Source organism: Methylogaea oryzae (genome assembly GCF_019669985.1).
GTDB lineage: Bacteria > Pseudomonadota > Gammaproteobacteria > Methylococcales > Methylococcaceae > Methylogaea > Methylogaea oryzae.
The window spans coordinates 1,183,504-1,198,681 of sequence record NZ_AP019782.1; the positions used below are offsets into that span (position 1 = coordinate 1,183,504).

13 protein-coding genes are annotated in these 15,178 nt (G+C 66.4%); 10 read left to right on the forward strand and 3 right to left on the reverse strand.

Annotated elements, in window-relative coordinates; translation table 11 throughout:
- The first annotated feature begins 103 nt into the window (after positions 1-103).
- Positions 104-1,258, forward strand: coding sequence for a lytic murein transglycosylase B (mltB, locus tag K5607_RS05720; RefSeq protein ID WP_221048471.1), 1,155 nt, complete (start codon positions 104-106; stop codon positions 1,256-1,258).
- Positions 1,259-1,270: 12 nt separating this feature from the next.
- Here the strand turns inward: mltB and K5607_RS05725 are convergent, their stop codons facing one another.
- Positions 1,271-2,356: a PQQ-dependent sugar dehydrogenase gene (locus K5607_RS05725; RefSeq protein WP_246598961.1), complete on the reverse strand. Its 1,086-nt coding sequence runs from the start codon at positions 2,354-2,356 to the stop codon at positions 1,271-1,273.
- 415 nt (positions 2,357-2,771) lie between these two features.
- Between K5607_RS05725 and K5607_RS05730 the strand changes: the two genes are divergently transcribed.
- From K5607_RS05730 to K5607_RS05740, 3 genes are all read left to right on the forward strand, one after another.
- Positions 2,772-4,571, forward strand: a complete 1,800-nt coding sequence (locus K5607_RS05730) for a di-heme-cytochrome C peroxidase (protein WP_221048473.1) — start codon at positions 2,772-2,774, stop codon at positions 4,569-4,571.
- 108 nt (positions 4,572-4,679) lie between these two features.
- Positions 4,680-6,008, forward strand: coding sequence for a cytochrome P450 (locus K5607_RS05735; RefSeq protein WP_221048474.1), 1,329 nt, complete (start codon positions 4,680-4,682; stop codon positions 6,006-6,008).
- A gap of 47 nt (positions 6,009-6,055) precedes the next feature.
- Positions 6,056-6,700: a glycoside hydrolase family 19 protein gene (locus K5607_RS05740; protein WP_054773849.1), complete on the forward strand. Its 645-nt coding sequence runs from the start codon at positions 6,056-6,058 to the stop codon at positions 6,698-6,700.
- On the opposite strand, the gene K5607_RS05745 is transcribed toward K5607_RS05740, so the two are convergent.
- A complete protein-coding gene (locus tag K5607_RS05745) occupies positions 6,697-8,166 on the reverse strand; it encodes a cobyric acid synthase (protein WP_246598962.1) in 1,470 nt (489 codons plus the stop codon). The genes K5607_RS05740 and K5607_RS05745 overlap by 4 nt on opposite strands.
- Positions 8,167-8,235: 69 nt before the next feature.
- On the opposite strand from K5607_RS05745, the gene cobU reads away from it, so the two are divergent.
- From cobU to cobD, 6 genes are all read left to right on the forward strand, one after another.
- Positions 8,236-8,772, forward strand: a complete 537-nt coding sequence (gene cobU, locus K5607_RS05750; protein WP_054773848.1) for a bifunctional adenosylcobinamide kinase/adenosylcobinamide-phosphate guanylyltransferase — start codon at positions 8,236-8,238, stop codon at positions 8,770-8,772.
- Positions 8,772-9,842 (forward strand): nicotinate-nucleotide--dimethylbenzimidazole phosphoribosyltransferase, encoded by a 1,071-nt coding sequence (gene cobT, locus K5607_RS05755; RefSeq protein WP_221048475.1) that lies wholly within the window; start codon positions 8,772-8,774, stop codon positions 9,840-9,842. Before cobU ends, cobT begins: the two co-directional genes overlap by 1 nt.
- Positions 9,843-9,992: 150 nt before the next feature.
- Positions 9,993-10,646 (forward strand): hypothetical protein, encoded by a 654-nt coding sequence (locus K5607_RS18025; protein ID WP_246598963.1) that lies wholly within the window; start codon positions 9,993-9,995, stop codon positions 10,644-10,646.
- 54 nt (positions 10,647-10,700) lie between these two features.
- The gene (gene cobS / locus K5607_RS05765) at positions 10,701-11,432 is read left to right on the forward strand and encodes an adenosylcobinamide-GDP ribazoletransferase (RefSeq protein WP_221048476.1); all 732 of its coding nucleotides are present in this window, start codon (positions 10,701-10,703) and stop codon (positions 11,430-11,432) included.
- Positions 11,429-12,364, forward strand: coding sequence for an adenosylcobinamide-phosphate synthase CbiB (cbiB, locus tag K5607_RS05770; protein ID WP_221048477.1), 936 nt, complete (start codon positions 11,429-11,431; stop codon positions 12,362-12,364). The genes cobS and cbiB overlap by 4 nt, the downstream gene beginning before the upstream one ends.
- On the forward strand, positions 12,357-13,337 hold the full coding sequence (gene cobD / locus K5607_RS05775; protein ID WP_221048478.1) for a threonine-phosphate decarboxylase CobD: 981 nt from the start codon (positions 12,357-12,359) through the stop codon (positions 13,335-13,337). Before cbiB ends, cobD begins: the two co-directional genes overlap by 8 nt.
- A 22-nt stretch (positions 13,338-13,359) precedes the next feature.
- Here cobD and K5607_RS05780 read toward each other — a convergent pair whose 3' ends face one another.
- The gene (locus K5607_RS05780; protein WP_221048479.1) at positions 13,360-15,123 is read right to left on the reverse strand and encodes a DUF4153 domain-containing protein; all 1,764 of its coding nucleotides are present in this window, start codon (positions 15,121-15,123) and stop codon (positions 13,360-13,362) included.
- Between the last annotated feature and the right edge of the window lie 55 nt (positions 15,124-15,178).

Genomic DNA, 15,178 nt, shown 5'->3' on the forward strand with positions numbered 1-15,178 from the left:
CGTTCGGGTATGCCGATAAATGGAGGATTGCCCGGAATACCCCATTACTTCATAAGGCATTCGGTCTATAATTTATGATTATCTAATGTTGTTGGGATAAACCATGAAAAGAACGCTAATACCCATAGCGCTGCTCGTTTTGGGCCTGTCTGTATTGGCGGGCTGCGCCAGCCAAACGCCCAAAGGCCGCGCCAATGCCGTTGCGGCCCCGCAAGCGCCCGCTTCCAAGCCGGCGGATGTGGACATCGCCCGTTTGCCGCAGGTCGGCGATTACCGCGCCGCCGCCGTCAGCGGCGATTATGCCGGTTATGCCGCGTTGGATCGCTTCATCGACCGCATGGTCAGCCAGTACGGCTATACCCGGGAATACCTCAACGGCGTGTTTTCCCAGGCCCGCCGCAAACAGTGGACCATCGAGTATATGAACCGCCAGGCGCCGTCCGGCCCGTCCACGCCGGGGGTGGTCAGCAAACCCAGTCCCGGCGGCTGGTCGCGTTATCGCGCCAAGTTTTTGGACGAGCAGCACATCGGCAAAGGCGCGGCGTTCTGGGCCCAGCACGCCGATGCGCTGCAGCGGGCCAGCGAGCGCTACGGCGTGCCGCCCGAATACATCATGGGCATCATGGGGGTGGAAACCATCTTCGGCGCCAACGTCGGCAAAGACCGGGTGCTGGACGCCCTCACCACCCTGGCGTTCGATTATCCGCGCCGGGCCGAGTATTTCACCGAAGAGTTGGCGAATTTTCTCGTCATGACCCGCAAGGAAGGCCTGGATCCCGCCCAGCCGCAGGGCTCTTTCGCCGGCGCCATGGGGTTGGGTCAGTTCATGCCGGGCAGCTTCCTGCGCTTCGCGGTGGATTTCGACGGCGACGGCCGCTGTAATCTGTGGAGCCCGCAGGACGCCATCGGCAGCATCGCCAACTACTTCTCCGCCCACGGCTGGCGGCCGGCGGAGCCGGTGGTGACGCCCGCCGTCACCAGCAAGGCCATCGTCGACAGCATGGAGTACGGCTTCGACACGCGTTATTCGCTGTCCACCCTAACCCAAGCCGGTGTGCAGCCGCTGCAATCCTGCCCGGTGGAAGACGTGCGCCTGTTGCGCCTTAGCACCCACAGCGGCACGGAATACTGGCTGGGCCATCAAAATTTCTACGTGCTGACCCGTTACAACAACAGCACCCACTACGCCATGGCCGTGCACCAGCTGGCGCAAGCCATTAAGGAGCGCTACAAGGGCGTGATGGTGGGGCAGCGCTGACCGGGGGTCGCGTTACTTGCCCGCGTAACGCACCCGGTAAATCGCGCCGGCGTAATCGTCGCTGACGTAAATGGCGCCGTCGGGCCCTTCCGCCACATCCACCGGCCTGCCGATGACGTCTTCGGCTTGTTCGAAGCCGCTGAGGAAGGGGCGTTCCTCGATGCGGCCGTCGGCCAGGAAATGCAGGGACACCACTTGGTAGCCCTGCTTCTTGCTGCGGTTCCATGAGCCGTGCAAGGCAACCAGGGCGGCGCCGCGATATTCCTTCGGCAGTTGCCGGCCTTCGAGGAACACGATGCTCAACGGCGCGGTGTGGGCCTTGAATGCGTGGACGGGCGGGATGCTCTCGTTAATCTCTTCTTCGTGACCCGCGCCGAAATCGGGATCGGCGACGCGGTTGCCGTTGGCGTAAGGCCAGCCGTAAAAGCCGCCTTGCCGGATGCGGTTCAGTTCGCACGGCGGGAAGTCGTCGCCCAGCAGGTCGCGGCCGTTGTCCACGCCGTACAGCTCCTGCGTGGCCGGTCGCCAGGCAAAACCCACGGTGTTGCGCAGACCCGTGGCGTAAATCTCCCCGCCGCCGCTGTCCGGCTTGTAACGCAGTAAAGCGGCGCGGCGCGGATCGTTTTCCAAACACACGTTGCAACTGGAGCCGACGGAGACATACATCCAGCCGTCGGGGCCGAATTTCAGCGTGCGGGTCCAATGACTGCCGTCGGCGGGCAGATCCTTCACTACCCGTTCCAACGTGCCGCGAACGCGGCGCGCGGCGGCGTCGTAGCGGATGCGCGCCACGCCGTCGGTTTCCGCCACATACAGCCAGTTGTCCCTGAAATCGAGGCCGTGGGGTTTGTTCAGCCCTATCAACAGGTCGCTGCGCCCATCCGGACGGCCGTCGCCGTTCTCGTCCCACTCCAGCAGAACCACCCGCCCGGACGCCGGCAGGCTCGCCAGAAGATCGCCCCCCGCCGTGAATCGCAACAACCGCACCTGCGGCAAGCCGTCCGCATAGGTGTCTATGACGAAACCTTCCGGCAGGCGCAGGCGTCGGTGCAAGGTTTGCGGGTCGGGGGCGGTCGTTCCGCCCAGGACGGCGCTCAAGGGCGGATTGAACGAGGAGAACACGGGCCACAAGACGCCCGCTGCAAACGCTGCGAGCAGCGTAAGCGCTAGCAAAAGCCTGAGGTGCTTCATTTCGGTGATCTCCCGCGAGGTGCGTTGAACGGCCCCGGGGGAATACCCCACGGGTGGAGGCCGGCGCGGCTTTTCTTCCCAGGGAATCCGGGGGCTTGGGCCAAGGCGACGGGCTGCAATCGTCCCGATTCATTGTAGGAAACAATGATCGGCGCGGCGCTCGGCGGTTGCGCGGCGTGTAGGAGCAGGCTTACAGAACAAACAGCCGAGGCTTACAGACTGCCGCCGGTTTTGGGGAGATTATTTCCTGGCTGTGCGCTGGGAAACTGGCTGGCTCCTGACGGTCAAAAATAATCACTGATTTATATGAGGGAAGGGACAAATGAGAAAACGTGAAACTGCACTAAAGGCCGGCGGCCTGGCGGGCTCGCTGTTCGCCGCCGCGATGCTGGCGCCGCTGTCGCCGGAGGCCGCCGTGGCGCCGGTGATGACCGATCAGGGCAAGCACTGGACCGCTTCCACCCGGGAACAATACTACACGCAGGACCAAGGCTCGCGCGTCATGCCGTTGAAGTGGATCAACGCGCTCAAGCAGGCGGACGGCAAGCCTTTCCTGGAGGACAGCCTCAGCCGTTACGGTTATTTGCCCAATCCGCAGAGTCCCGACCCCGGCTTGCCGGTCGGCTTCACCGTCGCCAAGGAGAACGGCGAGAAAATGCTCGGCATGAGCTGCTCGGCTTGCCATACCCGCCAAATCGAGGTGTCCGGCACCGCCTACCGTATCGACGGCGGCCCGGCCATCACCGATATGCAGAATTTCCTCGCCGACCTCGACGCTTCGGTCAACAAAGTGCTGAACGACGAGGGCGCTTTCGCGGATTTCGCCAAAGCCGTGCTGGGGCCGTCGGCCAAACAGCCCGACCTGGACAAACTGCGCGCCGAAGTGACCGCTTGGTTCCTGCGCTACGACACCATCATCAAGGGCTCGCTGCCGACGGAATATCCGTGGGGACCTTCGCGGCTCGACGCGGTTTCCATGATCTTCAACCGGGTGTCCGGTTTGGACATCGGGCCGGCTCCCACCTATATGATCCCCGAGAACATCAAGCGGGCCGACGCGCCGGTGCGTTATCCCTTCGTTTGGAACGCGTCCATCCAGGACAAGATCCAGTGGCCCGGCTTCGCCTCCAACGGCAACCGTATCCTGGGGTTGTCCCGCAACCTGGGTGAGGTGTTCGGCGTGTTCGCCGATTTCCATCCGGTAAAGGACGACACCCGCGTGTTGAAGATCAACTACGTGAAAAACAACACGGCCAACTTCCACGGCCTCAACAAGCTGGAAAGCCTGATCAAGAAAATCGGGCCGCCGAAATGGCCGTGGAAGCTGGACAAGGCGCTGGCGGCCGAAGGCGAGAAGGTGTTCAACAAAAAGGACCCGGCTCAAGGCAACGAAAGCTGCGCCGATTGCCACGGCATCAAGAAAGGCGCCATGCGTTCTTTGACCCACGAAACCTGGGCTACGCCGATCCTGGACGTCGGCACCGACTCCCGCGAAGTGAACCTGCTGGGTTCCCAGGTCAAAACCGGCGTGCTGGAGGGAATGAGGATTTTCCCCGAGCGCGAGCCGCTCAAAGCCGTCGATTCGGCCTTTACCGTGCTGGGCACGGTGGTTACCGGCGCCATTTTGCAACACTACCTGCCGGTGGAGCTGAGCCCGGAAGAGCAGAAGCTGCGCAGCAAGCTGGACAAATTGGTGTCCATGTTCAAGTCGGAAGTGGACAAAGCGGAAGACCTGGGGGATCTGGGCGGCCTGGACGATCTCAAGATCGCTTTCCAGATGAAGGAACAGCCGGCGACTTCGGCGGCGCCGTCCTATCCCTACGAGTCCCGCGTGATGCAGGGCATCTGGGCGGCGGCGCCCTACCTGCACAACGGCTCGGTGGCCAGCCTGACCGAACTGCTGACGCCTTCCGCCCAGCGGCAAGCGTCCTTCAAGGTGGGGCCGGCTTACGATCCGGAAAAAGTGGGCTTGGCGGCTGAGCAGACCAAGTTCAATTTCACGCTGAAAACCACCGATTGCAACGACCGCAATTCCGGCAACAGCCGTTGCGGCCACGATTACGGCACCAGCTTCAGCGATGCGGAGAAAAAGGCCCTGCTGGAATACATGAAGAGCATGTAACCGATCGGCAGAGTCCAAAACGCAGCGGGGCGGGGCGTTTGCCTCGCCCCGTTGTTCATTCGGCGTCCCGCCGGGGGAGCCGATACGACGGATTGAAAGGAAACAACCATGAGTGAAATCACGACCAATTATCTGGAACGCTACGACGCGGCGGCCGAGGCGGACAAATTCCCGCTGGTGCGCCAATGGATGGACAACGAGCCGCTGCCCTTTTTCAAGGAGCTGCGGGCAAAGCGCCCCATCCTGGTGACGCCGGCCTGCACCCTGCTGGCTTTGTACGACGACGTGACCGAAGTGTTGGATATGCCCAAGGTCTTCACCGTCGAGCTGTACGTGGCGAAGCAGGGGAATTACCTGATGGCCCACGACGACGACGCCCTGCACACCCGCGAAAAGTCCATCATGATGGGCCTGCTCAACCGCGACGACCTGCCGCAGATCAGGACCATGGTCGCCGGCATCGCCAAGGGGCTGCTGGACAAAGCCGGCGGTCGCATCGAGGTGGTGTACGACTATTGCCGCCTGGTGCCGGCTCACCTGGTGCAGGACTATTTCGGCCTGACCGGCGCCGACCCCAAGGATTTGATCGATTGGTCCTATTGGGCGCAATACGACACGTTCCACAACCAGCCCTTCGACCTGCGCACGCCGGCGGAGAACCAGCACATCGTCGACAACCACAACCGGACTTCGGCACTACTGGGCAAATACATCACCGGCCTGATCGTGCGCCGCCTGCCGATGATCAAGCTGGGCCAGTTGCTGAGCCTGCTGTTGGCGCCCTGGCACCTGCTGAAAAAGCTGTTTTGCAAGCAGGCGGCGGCCGATAAGAAGTTAAGCGACGACATCGTCGCCAGGATGCTGCGCACGTCTTTTCCCGCCGCGGTGGACTTCGACATCAAGCGCGTCGGCACCAATGCCGGCGGGTTGTTGATCGGCGCTATCGAAACCACTTCCCAAGCCGTGGCCCAGGCCATCCAGTTTTTGCTCGACCGGCCGGATTTGCTCGCCAAGGCGGTGGCGGCGGCCAAGTCTGACGACACCAAAGCCTTCGACGGCATCGTTTGGGAAGCCATGCGCTTCGTGCCCATCGCCCCCTACATGTTCCGCAAGAGCGCCGTCGAATACACCGTTGCCAAGGGCACGGACCGCGCCACCACCATTCCTCCCGGCACCTATGTGCTGCCGTTGACCTTGTCGGCCATGTTCGATCCCAAGGCGTTCGAATCGCCGGAGGAGTTCATCCCCGAGCGCAACTGGTACCACTACTTCCATTTCGGCTTCGGCAGCCACGATTGCCTGGGCAAATACGTCGGCATGGTGCTGATCCCGGAAATGGTGCGCCAGGTGCTGTTGCGGCCCGGCATCAAGGCCCACGGTTCCATCGATTACAAGAACGGTCCTTTCCCGGAACAGTACGACCTGTCCTGGGGCTGATGGCCGGATCGCCGCAAGGCAGCGCCGATTTTTTTTAGGGACATCCCATGCGCAATATCACTTCAGCCGAGCTTCTGCGGATCATGCCCAAGTGCGCCGATCCGGACGGGTGGGTCGACCCGCTCAACCAAGCCATGGCTCGATTCCGGATCGATACCCCGGCCCGCGTTGCGGCGTTTTTGGCGCAGATAGCCCAGGAATCGGGCCAGCTCAACAAACTGGTGGAAAACCTCAACTATTCGGCGAAGCGATTGATGGAGGTGTGGCCCAATCGCTTTCCCGATATGGACAAGGCGAATCGTTATGCCAACAACCCGGAAAAGCTGGCGAACTACGTCTACGCCTCGCGCTTGGGCAACGGCAACGAGGCCAGCGGCGACGGTTGGGCTTATCGCGGGCGGGGCTTGATCCAAATCACCGGCAGGGGCAACTACCGCAGCGTTGCCTCCGCCTTGGGCCTGCCCTTGGAGGCCCAGCCCGAGCTACTGGAGCAGGCTTTGCCGGCGGCGCTGTCGGCGGCGTTTTTCTGGCAGTCCCACGGCTTGAACGAATTGGCCGACGATGAAAACGAGGACGACGACATCGAGGATTTCACCACCATCACCATCCGCATTTGCGGCGGCAAAACCGGCTTGACCAGCCGCCTGGCCTATTGGGACGTGGCAACGGAGGTGCTCGGCGTGTGGGGCTAGGTGGACTGGCCTTTGGCCGGCGGCAGCCCCGTCGCGCCGAGGAGGCGGCCGATGCTGCCCATGTCCAAATGGGCCTCCACGCAATCCGCCAGCCGTTGGAAAGCCTCCCGGCGCAGCGCGTCGTAATCCAGCGCCTGCGCGTCGTCCAGGCCGGCCCAACGCAGCAGGCACTCCGGGTTGCGCTCGAACAAACCATGCACGTAGGTCGCCATGATCTGGCCGTCCAGGGAGACGGCGCCGTCTAGGCGGCCGTCGTCCAGGCGAATGGCGGCGTGCGCCAGGGCCGGCCCGGTGCTGACGCCGGCGTGGATTTCGTAACCGCTCACCGCCGCGCCGGCGGGCAGGAATACGCCGCTCACGTTGCGCAGCTGCTTTTCCTGTTCCAACACCGTTTCCAGCTCCAGCAGTCCCAGGCCGTCCGAGCTGCCGGGGGCGCCTTCCACGCCGTGTGGGTCGTGGACTGCACGCCCGAGCATCTGCAAACCGCCGCAAATGCCGATCAGCTTGCCGCCGTAACGCAGGTGACGGCGTATGGCGTCGTCCCAGCCTTGCCGTTTCAACCAAGCCAAGTCCGCGCGCACGTTCTTGCTGCCGGGCAGGATCGCTAGGTCGGCGGCCGGCCAGCTTTCGCCCTGGCGCAGGAAGCGCAGGTCCACTTGCGGATGCAGCCGCAGCGGGTCGAAGTCGGTGTGGTTGCTGATGCGGGGCAGGGCCGGCACCACCACGCGCAGGCAGTCGCCGCCGCGTTGTCCCGTCGCCAGGGGATTGATGCCGTCCTCCGCCTCCAGATGCAGGCCTTGCAAGTACGGCAAGACGCCCAGCACCGGCTTGCCGGTGCGCTGCTCCAGCCATTCCAGGCCGGGCCGGAGCAATTGCGGGTCGCCGCGGAACTTGTTGATGACCAAGCCTTTGACTCGTTTCCGCTCGCTGTCCGACAGCAGCTCCAGCGTGCCCACCAGCTGCGCGAACACGCCGCCCTTGTCGATGTCGCCCAGCAGGATCACCGGACAATCCACCGTTTCGGCGAAGCCCATGTTGGCGATGTCGCCCTCGCGCAGGTTGATTTCCGCCGGGCTGCCGGCGCCTTCCACGACGATGGCTTGGTAGCGCTCGCCCAGCCGCCGGTAGGACTCCAGCACCGCCTGCATGGCTTGCGGCTTGTAAGCGTGGTAGTCGCGGGCGCTCAAATCCGCCACGGCGCGGCCATGTATAATCACCTGCGCTCCCATTTCGCCGGTGGGCTTGAGCAGCACCGGGTTCATGTCGGTATGGGGGGCGAGGCCTGCCGCCATGGCTTGCACCGCCTGGGCGCGGCCGATTTCGCCGCCGTCGCAGGCGACGGCGCTGTTGAGGGCCATGTTCTGCGGCTTGAAGGGCGCCACGCGGATGCCGCGCCGATGCAGGGCGTGGCAGAGGGCGGTGACCAGCAGGCTCTTGCCGGCGTCGGAGCCGGTGCCTTGAATCATTAAAGTCGGACAGTGCATATCGCTGCGGCAGGTTTGTCGGGCGGCCAAGTTTATCCAGATACTACCAGCATGATCGAATTGATTTTGGGCGGCGCCCGTTCCGGCAAAAGCCGTTATGCGGAGTCGCGTGCGGCGGCGTCGGAACAGGCGGTAGTGTATTTGGCCACCGCCCGCGCCGGCGACGACGAAATGGCCCAGCGCATCGCCCGCCACCGCCAACGGCGGGAGGCCCATTGGGTCACGGTGGAAGAGCCCATCGCCTTGGCGCAGGCCTTATCCCAGCATTGCGCGCCCCAGCGCTGCGTGTTGGTCGATTGCCTGACGCTTTGGCTGAGCAATGTCTTGTTCGATAGGGACGGCGGCATCGACGAGGCGCGCTTCCAGCGGGAGCGGGCCGCGTTGTTGGATTGCCTGCCGCGCTTGCCGGGACGGCTGCTGCTGGTGAGCAACGAAATCGGCATGGGCGTGGTGCCCATGGGCGCGGCGACGCGGCGCTTCGTCGACGAGGCCGGCTGGCTGCACCAGGACTTGGCCGCGTTGAGCCGGCGCGTCGTTTGGGTGGTTGCGGGCCTGCCGCAAGTGTTGAAAGGCGGGGAGGGCGATTGATGCAAGCGGCCAGCCATCATCCGGGATTCGCTTGGTTGAACCAATCCTTGGCTCCTTTAAACGCGGCAGCGGAATATGCCGCCCGCGAGCGCCAGCGCCAATTGACCAAGCCGCCCGGCTCGCTCGGCCGGCTGGAAGACTTGGCCGTCCGTCTGGCGGCCATGCAGGGCAGCGAGCGGCCCTGCGTCGATCCGGCCTGGATCAGCGTATTCGCCGCGGACCACGGCGTCGCTGCTTCCGGCGTGTCCGCCTATCCGCAGGAGGTCACGGCGCAAATGGTCGCCAACTTCGCCCACGGAGGCGCCGCCATCAGCGTGCTGGCGCGGCTCTGGGGCGCTAGCTTGGAAGTGGTGGACGTGGGCGTGGCGCGGCCCCTGCCGGGATTGCCGTCCGTGGTCGCCGCCCGCGCCGGAGAGGGCACGGCGAATTTCCTGGCGGGCGCCGCCATGACGGAAGCGCAGCTGGCGCTCGCCATGGCGGCAGGTCGCGAGGCGGCGGAGCGCGCTTGGCGCGCCGGCAGCCGTTTGTTCATCGGCGGCGAAATGGGCATCGGCAACACCACGTCCGCCAGCGTTTTGGCTTGCGCGTTGTTGAAATTGGACGCGGCGGTTCTGGTCGGGCCCGGCACCGGCCTGGACCAGGCCGGCGTGGCGCGCAAGCGGGAGGCGGTGGAGCGCGCCTTGCGTCTTCACGGCGAGGATGCCGGCCAGCCGCACGGCGCGCTGCTGCGCTTGGGCGGTTTCGAGATCGCCGCGCTGTGCGGCGCTTACCTTCGCTGCGCCCAGCTGGGGTTGCCGGCGCTGGTCGACGGATTCATCGCCAGCGTGGCGTTGCTTTGCGCCGAGCGCTGGGTGGAAGGCGTGTCGGCTTGGTGCCTGTTCGGACACCGTTCCAAGGAGCCGGGCCACGCCGTCGTGTTGGCCGCCTTGGGCGCCGATCCGTTGTTGGATTTGGGCATGAGGCTGGGCGAGGGCAGCGGGGCGGCGGCGGCGTTGCCCTTGCTGCAGGCGGCGTGCGCCTTGCACAACGGCATGGCGACTTTCGCCGAAGCGGGGGTGGCGGAAGCCTAGCTGTGACCGGTGCGACACTTGACAGCACCGGCGTTTTGCGGCATCGCGGCGCTTGTATTATAGTGGCGGCTCACGGGCCAGGGTTCGGGCACGGCGGATGGCTGGCCAGCTAACTATAAGTATTATCTGCATCGCAGAGAGGGGACAGTTATGGAATTGATGATCGGTTTGGTGACAGTCGCATTGCTCGCATTGGTGTTGTACACCGTCTACACGACGCCGGCGTCCACTGGCTGTTTATCCGAAGATGCCCGCCGCGCCAAAGCCGCCGCCGCCGCGGCCGCCCAACGCAAAGCCGAGGCCGCCGCGGCGAAGGCGGCGGCAGCGGGAACCGAAGGCGTGGAGCGCTACCTCGCGCCGAAGCCGGGCGCCGCCGCTCCCGCTGCGGAAGCGGCCAAGGAAAGCAAGCCCGCTGCCCCCGCACCTGCACCTGCCAAAGCGCCCGCAGCAGAAACACCCGCGCCCGCCAAGGCCGAGGCCGCGCCGGCGAAAGCCGTGGAGCCGGCTAAGACGGAGGCCAAGGCTCCCGCCGCCGCGCCTAAGGCCGCCGCTCCGGCGAAAGCTCCGGCGGCGGTCGCTCCGGCTCCCGCTTCTGCCGACATCACCTTGCGGGATCCGGCCACCGGCGACAAGGCGGCGGTACCGGCCAACTATCGTTTCGCCAAGAAGTGGATCAAGGAAGCCTTGGTGAAAGAAGGGTTGCTGGACAAGGTCTACAAGAACAACGAGCTGGATGCCGAGGCGAGCAAGAAGGTCAAAGCCGCGCTGGAGCAGTTCAAAACGCTTGCCAAATACCACGCCTGAAATCGGCGGGGCGGCCACGCCCCGTCATAGCGCCGCCAACGGCTGGAGTCTTCCATGAAGCTCCAGCCGTTTTGGTTCGCCCTGCAATTTCTCACCCGTTTCCCTGTTCCGGCCCGGGTCGCTTACGACCCCGTCGTGGCCGGGCGCTCCCTGTTGGCTTATCCCGCCGTCGGGCTGCTGATCGGCGTTCTGCTGGCCGTGGTCCACGGCCTGTCGGACGCGGCGCCGCCGGCGGTGAGCGCCGCCTTGATCCTGTTGACCTGGGTGCTGTCGACCGGCGCCTTGCACTTGGACGGCCTAGCCGACTGTGCCGACGCCTGGGTGGGCGGCCACGGCAGCCGCGAGCGCACGCTGCAAATCCTCAAGGATCCCCACGCCGGCAGCGTCGCCGTCGCCGTCACTGTGACGGTGTTGCTGGCGAAATTCGCCGCTTTGCAAAGCCTGCCGGCCCAGTCCGGCGCTGTGGAGACACTGTTGTGGGCCCCGGCGGCCGGCCGCGCCGCCGCGTTGATCCTGTTGTCGGCCAGCCCCTACGCCAATCCCGAGGGCATCGCCGGCGCCTGGCTCGGGCATTTGCCGGTGCCGCCGGCGCGCATCGTCGCGCTGGCGGTGGCGATCGCCGTTGCCTGGCGCTTGGGGTTGCCCGCATTGCTGGCGGCGGGGCTGGTGCTGTGGGGAATCCGGCGCTTGTCCATGGCGCGCTTGGGCGGCGTGACCGGCGACGTGTGCGGCGCGGCGGTGGAGTTGGTGGAGATGGCGGTGTTGCTGGCGGCGGCCGTGCGATGAGCGCCGTGCTGTTGTGGCGGGCCGTCGCTTGTCTGGCGGCGCTGGGCGTGGACGCGGTATTGGGCGAGCCGTCCCGTTGGCATCCCTTGGCCGGCTTCGGCCGTTTGGCCCAGGCGCTGGAGCGGCGTTGTTACGGTTCGGCCGAACTGAGCCCGGTGCGGCGGCGGTGCAGGGGCATGGCGGCGCTGGCGCTGGCGGTGCTGCCCTGGGTGTTGTTGGCCTATGGCTTGGCGCGGCTGCCCTACGTGGCGCCGGTGGCGGAAGTGATCGGGTTGTACGCCGCCATCGGCCGCCGCAGCCTGGGGCAGCACGCTTTGCCGGTGGCCGAGGCGCTGGACCGGGGCGACCTGCCCCTAGCGCGCCGCCGGGTCGCCCTGCTGGTGAGCCGCGATAGCGCGGAGCTGCCGCCGCAAGGCGTCGCCAAGGCCTGCGTCGAGTCCGTGCTGGAGAACGGCTGCGACGCCGTGTTCGGCGCGTTGTTCTGGTTCTGCCTCGCCGGCTTGCCCGGCGTGGTGCTGTACCGGCTCGCCAATACCCTGGACGCCATGTGGGGCTACAAGAACGAACGCTACCGGCATTTCGGCTGGGCGGCGGCGCGCCTGGACGACGTATTGAACTACCTGCCGGCGCGCGGCACGGCCTTGGCTTACTGCTTGGCCGGCAACGTCCGGCAAGGTTTGGCTTGCTGGCGGCGGCAGGCGCCGGTTTGGAAAAGCCCCAACGCCGGCCCGGTGATGGCGGCGGGGGCCGGGGCGCTGGGGGTGCAACTGGGCGGGGAGGCGGTGTACGGCGGCCGCCTCGAACAGCGCCCGCCGCTGGGCGAGGGGTCGCCCGCCTCCAGCGAGCACATCGGCCGGGCGTTGCGCCTGCTGGACCGGGCCTTGGCCGTTTGGCTGGCGGTACTGCTGGCGGGAGGGTGGTGGTTTGCTTGAACACGGCGGCGGCCTGCTGCGGGCCGCGCGGGAAACCGGCATCGCGCCGCAGCAATGGCTGGATTTGTCCACCGGCATCAATCCCAACGGCTGGCCGGTGCCGGCGTTCCCCCCGGACGTATGGCGGCGCTTGCCGGAAAGCGGCGACGGCCTGATGGCCGCGGCGGCGGCTTATTACGGCACGGAGCACCTGCTGGCCGTGTCCGGCTCCCAGGCGGCCATCCAATTGCTGCCGGCCCTGCGGCCGGCCGGCCGGGTGGGGCTGGTGACGCCGACCTACGCCGAGCACGGCGCCGCTTGGCGGCGCGCCGGCCATCGGCTGCTGGAACTGGCGCCCGAGGCCATCGACGCCGCCGTCGACGGCCTGGACGTTTTGCTGCTGGTGCACCCCAACAATCCCACCGGCCAGCGTTATCCGCTGGAGCAACTGCGCGCCTGGCGCGAACGTCTGGCTCGGCGCGGCGGCTGGCTGGTGGTGGACGAGGCTTTCATGGACGCGACGCCGCTGTTTAGCCTGGCGGCCGATTGCGGCGACCCGGGCTTGGTGGTGTTGCGCTCGGTGGGTAAGTTTTTCGGCCTGGCCGGCATCCGTCTGGGGTTTGTCGCCGCTTGGCCGGCGTTGTTGCAGTCCATGGACGAATGCCTGGGGCCGTGGGCGGTGAACGGGCCGGCCCGCTGGGCCGGGGCTTTGGCCTTGGCCGACCGGGATTGGCAGTCCCCCATGCGGGACGAACTGGCCGCCGCCAGCCGCCGCTTGGCGGCATTGTTGACCGCGGCCGGCTTGCCGCCTGCCGGCGGCACGGCCTTGTTCCAATGGGCGCCTGCGCCCGATGCCGAGCGCCGGCACGCGGCCTTGAAACGGCAAGCCGTGCTGGCGCGGTTGTTTCAAGAGCCGTCGGCTTTGCGTTTCGGTTTGCCGGCAACGGAAGGCGAGTGGGCGCGGCTGGAGCGGGCGCTGGCGACGCGGCCGTAACCGGCCGCGCCCGTCCGGCTATTCAATCGACGCCGTAGCGCCAGCCGCCGATTTCCACGTCGCGCCATTGGGGGGCCAGTGCGCGGAATTCACCCTTGTCCAGCGCGGCGCGAATTTCGTCCATGGTCGGCCGGCTGCCCTGGGCCGTCGCGTTGCCCTGGCGCGGCCGCAGGCCGCCCAGGTATCGCCACGCGCCGGCCGTGGTTCCGTAAAGTTCCAAACTGTGGTTTTCCAGGATCAGCACGCGCTCCTGTACGCCGTCTCCGTTCAAGTCGATGGCTAGCAAGGGACACGGTCCGCCGCCGTCGTTCAGGCACGGGTAGCGGTAGCTTTCCGCGTTGGCCCGTTCGGCGAGTAAGCCGAGCAAGGCTCGATGCGTTTCCCCGCCGGGATAGACGCGCAGGTGCCGGGCGACGTCTTCCGCTTGCAGCTTCGCGTGCAGCGCGATTTCGTCGGCTCGGTCCAGCTCGTTTTGCGCCAGGCCGCGCAGGGTTTCCGCCTGGGGGTGGTTTTGCAGGGCCGCCAACTGGCGCAGGGCCGCGTTGCCGGCCCGGCCGCTGCGGAAACGCAGTTGGGCGAAGTCGAATTGCGCCGGTTCCACCGCGCCGCTCAGCAAGCGGTCCACCTGGCTGGCGGTGGCGATGCGCTCGGGATCCAGCAGCGGGGTGAGGGTCGCCAGCAGCAGGGCGGCGCTGGCCGGCAGCCCGGTCAGGTTGACCCCGGCGGCGCCGGCCATCCAGGCGCCGTCCCGGTTGAGGGCCGCCAGGGCGTAGCCTACGGCGAACCAGCCGACGACGGCTATCGCCAGCGCCGCCCAGACGCGGTCCGCGCTCCAGCCGTATTGCTGCACCCGCAGGGACAGCGCATAGGCGCACAGGGCGGTGAAGCCGGGCGCCGCCAGCAAGGCGTAAGACACGGCGCGCCGCAGCCACGGCGTCAGGGCCGGCTGGCCGCCGCCGTCCTGCCAAGCTGCGTTGAACAGCAGCAGCAGGGCGGCTTGCAGGCACAACATCAGCGCCGAGGCGTGGCCGGTCTGCCACAGCGCTTGCAGGCCGGTGAACGGCAGGGCCGCCAGGAACAGGGCGGCGATCAGCGACACCAGCGGCAGCAGCCAGCCCAGCGCCGCCAGCGAGCCGCGGTAAACGGCGCTTTTGACCTGCGGTAACGACAGTCCTGCGGCGAACGCCAGGGCGGTGGCGCTGTAAATGAAATAGGGCTGCGCGATCTGCTTGCCGACGAAACGGATGCCCAACACGTCGGACAACCCCGCCGCCAGCAGCAGCAACAGCCAAAACGCGCCGGCAAACGCCGCGGCCCCGGCCAGCCGCGCGGCGTTGTCGAGCAGGCCCGAGAAATAATCGCCATAGGCGATTCTCCAGCCGCCCCGGTCCAGCCGTTGTTGGGCGAAAGGCAACAGCAGCAGCCAGCAGGCCGCCATGATCGCGCCGAAGGCAAAGGCGTCGCCCGACCAGTAGGAATAACTCCGTCCCTCCACCAAGGCGCGCCAACCGCTATAGCTGGCCACGGCGGCCAGGGCCAGGGCGCAACCGCCCAGCAGCCGCCAAAATTCCCGCCGGCGGCGATACGCCGCCAGCACCTGCCCGCTGAGCGGCGCCAGGATCGCCAGGCCGTACAGCGGCCATAGCCAGTGGAACGAGGCGGCCGGTTGCTCCAGCGCCGTTGCGGCGTAGTGCAGGGCGATCAGCGCGGCCGCTTGTACGGCTGCCAGGAGCAGCAGCCAGAGGCGTTCCGGCTGGTTGCCGGCGTGGTCCATGTGCGTAGCCATGTTCGGTGTCTCCCGATGAGGTGGTTTAACGGCCTGTTGCAAAGAGGTCCCCTCT

Coding starts and splice junctions, on each gene's coding strand:
- K5607_RS05740 (WP_054773849.1), top strand. CDS start 6,056: ATGCGCAATATCACTTCAGCCGAGCTTCTGCGGATCATGCCCAAGTGC.
- K5607_RS05780 (WP_221048479.1), bottom strand. CDS start 15,123: ATGGCTACGCACATGGACCACGCCGGCAACCAGCCGGAACGCCTCTGG.
- K5607_RS05730 (WP_221048473.1), top strand. CDS start 2,772: ATGAGAAAACGTGAAACTGCACTAAAGGCCGGCGGCCTGGCGGGCTCG.
- cbiB (WP_221048477.1), top strand. CDS start 11,429: ATGAGCGCCGTGCTGTTGTGGCGGGCCGTCGCTTGTCTGGCGGCGCTG.
- K5607_RS18025 (WP_246598963.1), top strand. CDS start 9,993: ATGGAATTGATGATCGGTTTGGTGACAGTCGCATTGCTCGCATTGGTG.
- cobS (WP_221048476.1), top strand. CDS start 10,701: ATGAAGCTCCAGCCGTTTTGGTTCGCCCTGCAATTTCTCACCCGTTTC.
- cobU (WP_054773848.1), top strand. CDS start 8,236: ATGATCGAATTGATTTTGGGCGGCGCCCGTTCCGGCAAAAGCCGTTAT.
- K5607_RS05745 (WP_246598962.1), bottom strand. CDS start 8,166: ATGATTCAAGGCACCGGCTCCGACGCCGGCAAGAGCCTGCTGGTCACC.
- mltB (WP_221048471.1), top strand. CDS start 104: ATGAAAAGAACGCTAATACCCATAGCGCTGCTCGTTTTGGGCCTGTCT.
- cobT (WP_221048475.1), top strand. CDS start 8,772: ATGCAAGCGGCCAGCCATCATCCGGGATTCGCTTGGTTGAACCAATCC.
- K5607_RS05735 (WP_221048474.1), top strand. CDS start 4,680: ATGAGTGAAATCACGACCAATTATCTGGAACGCTACGACGCGGCGGCC.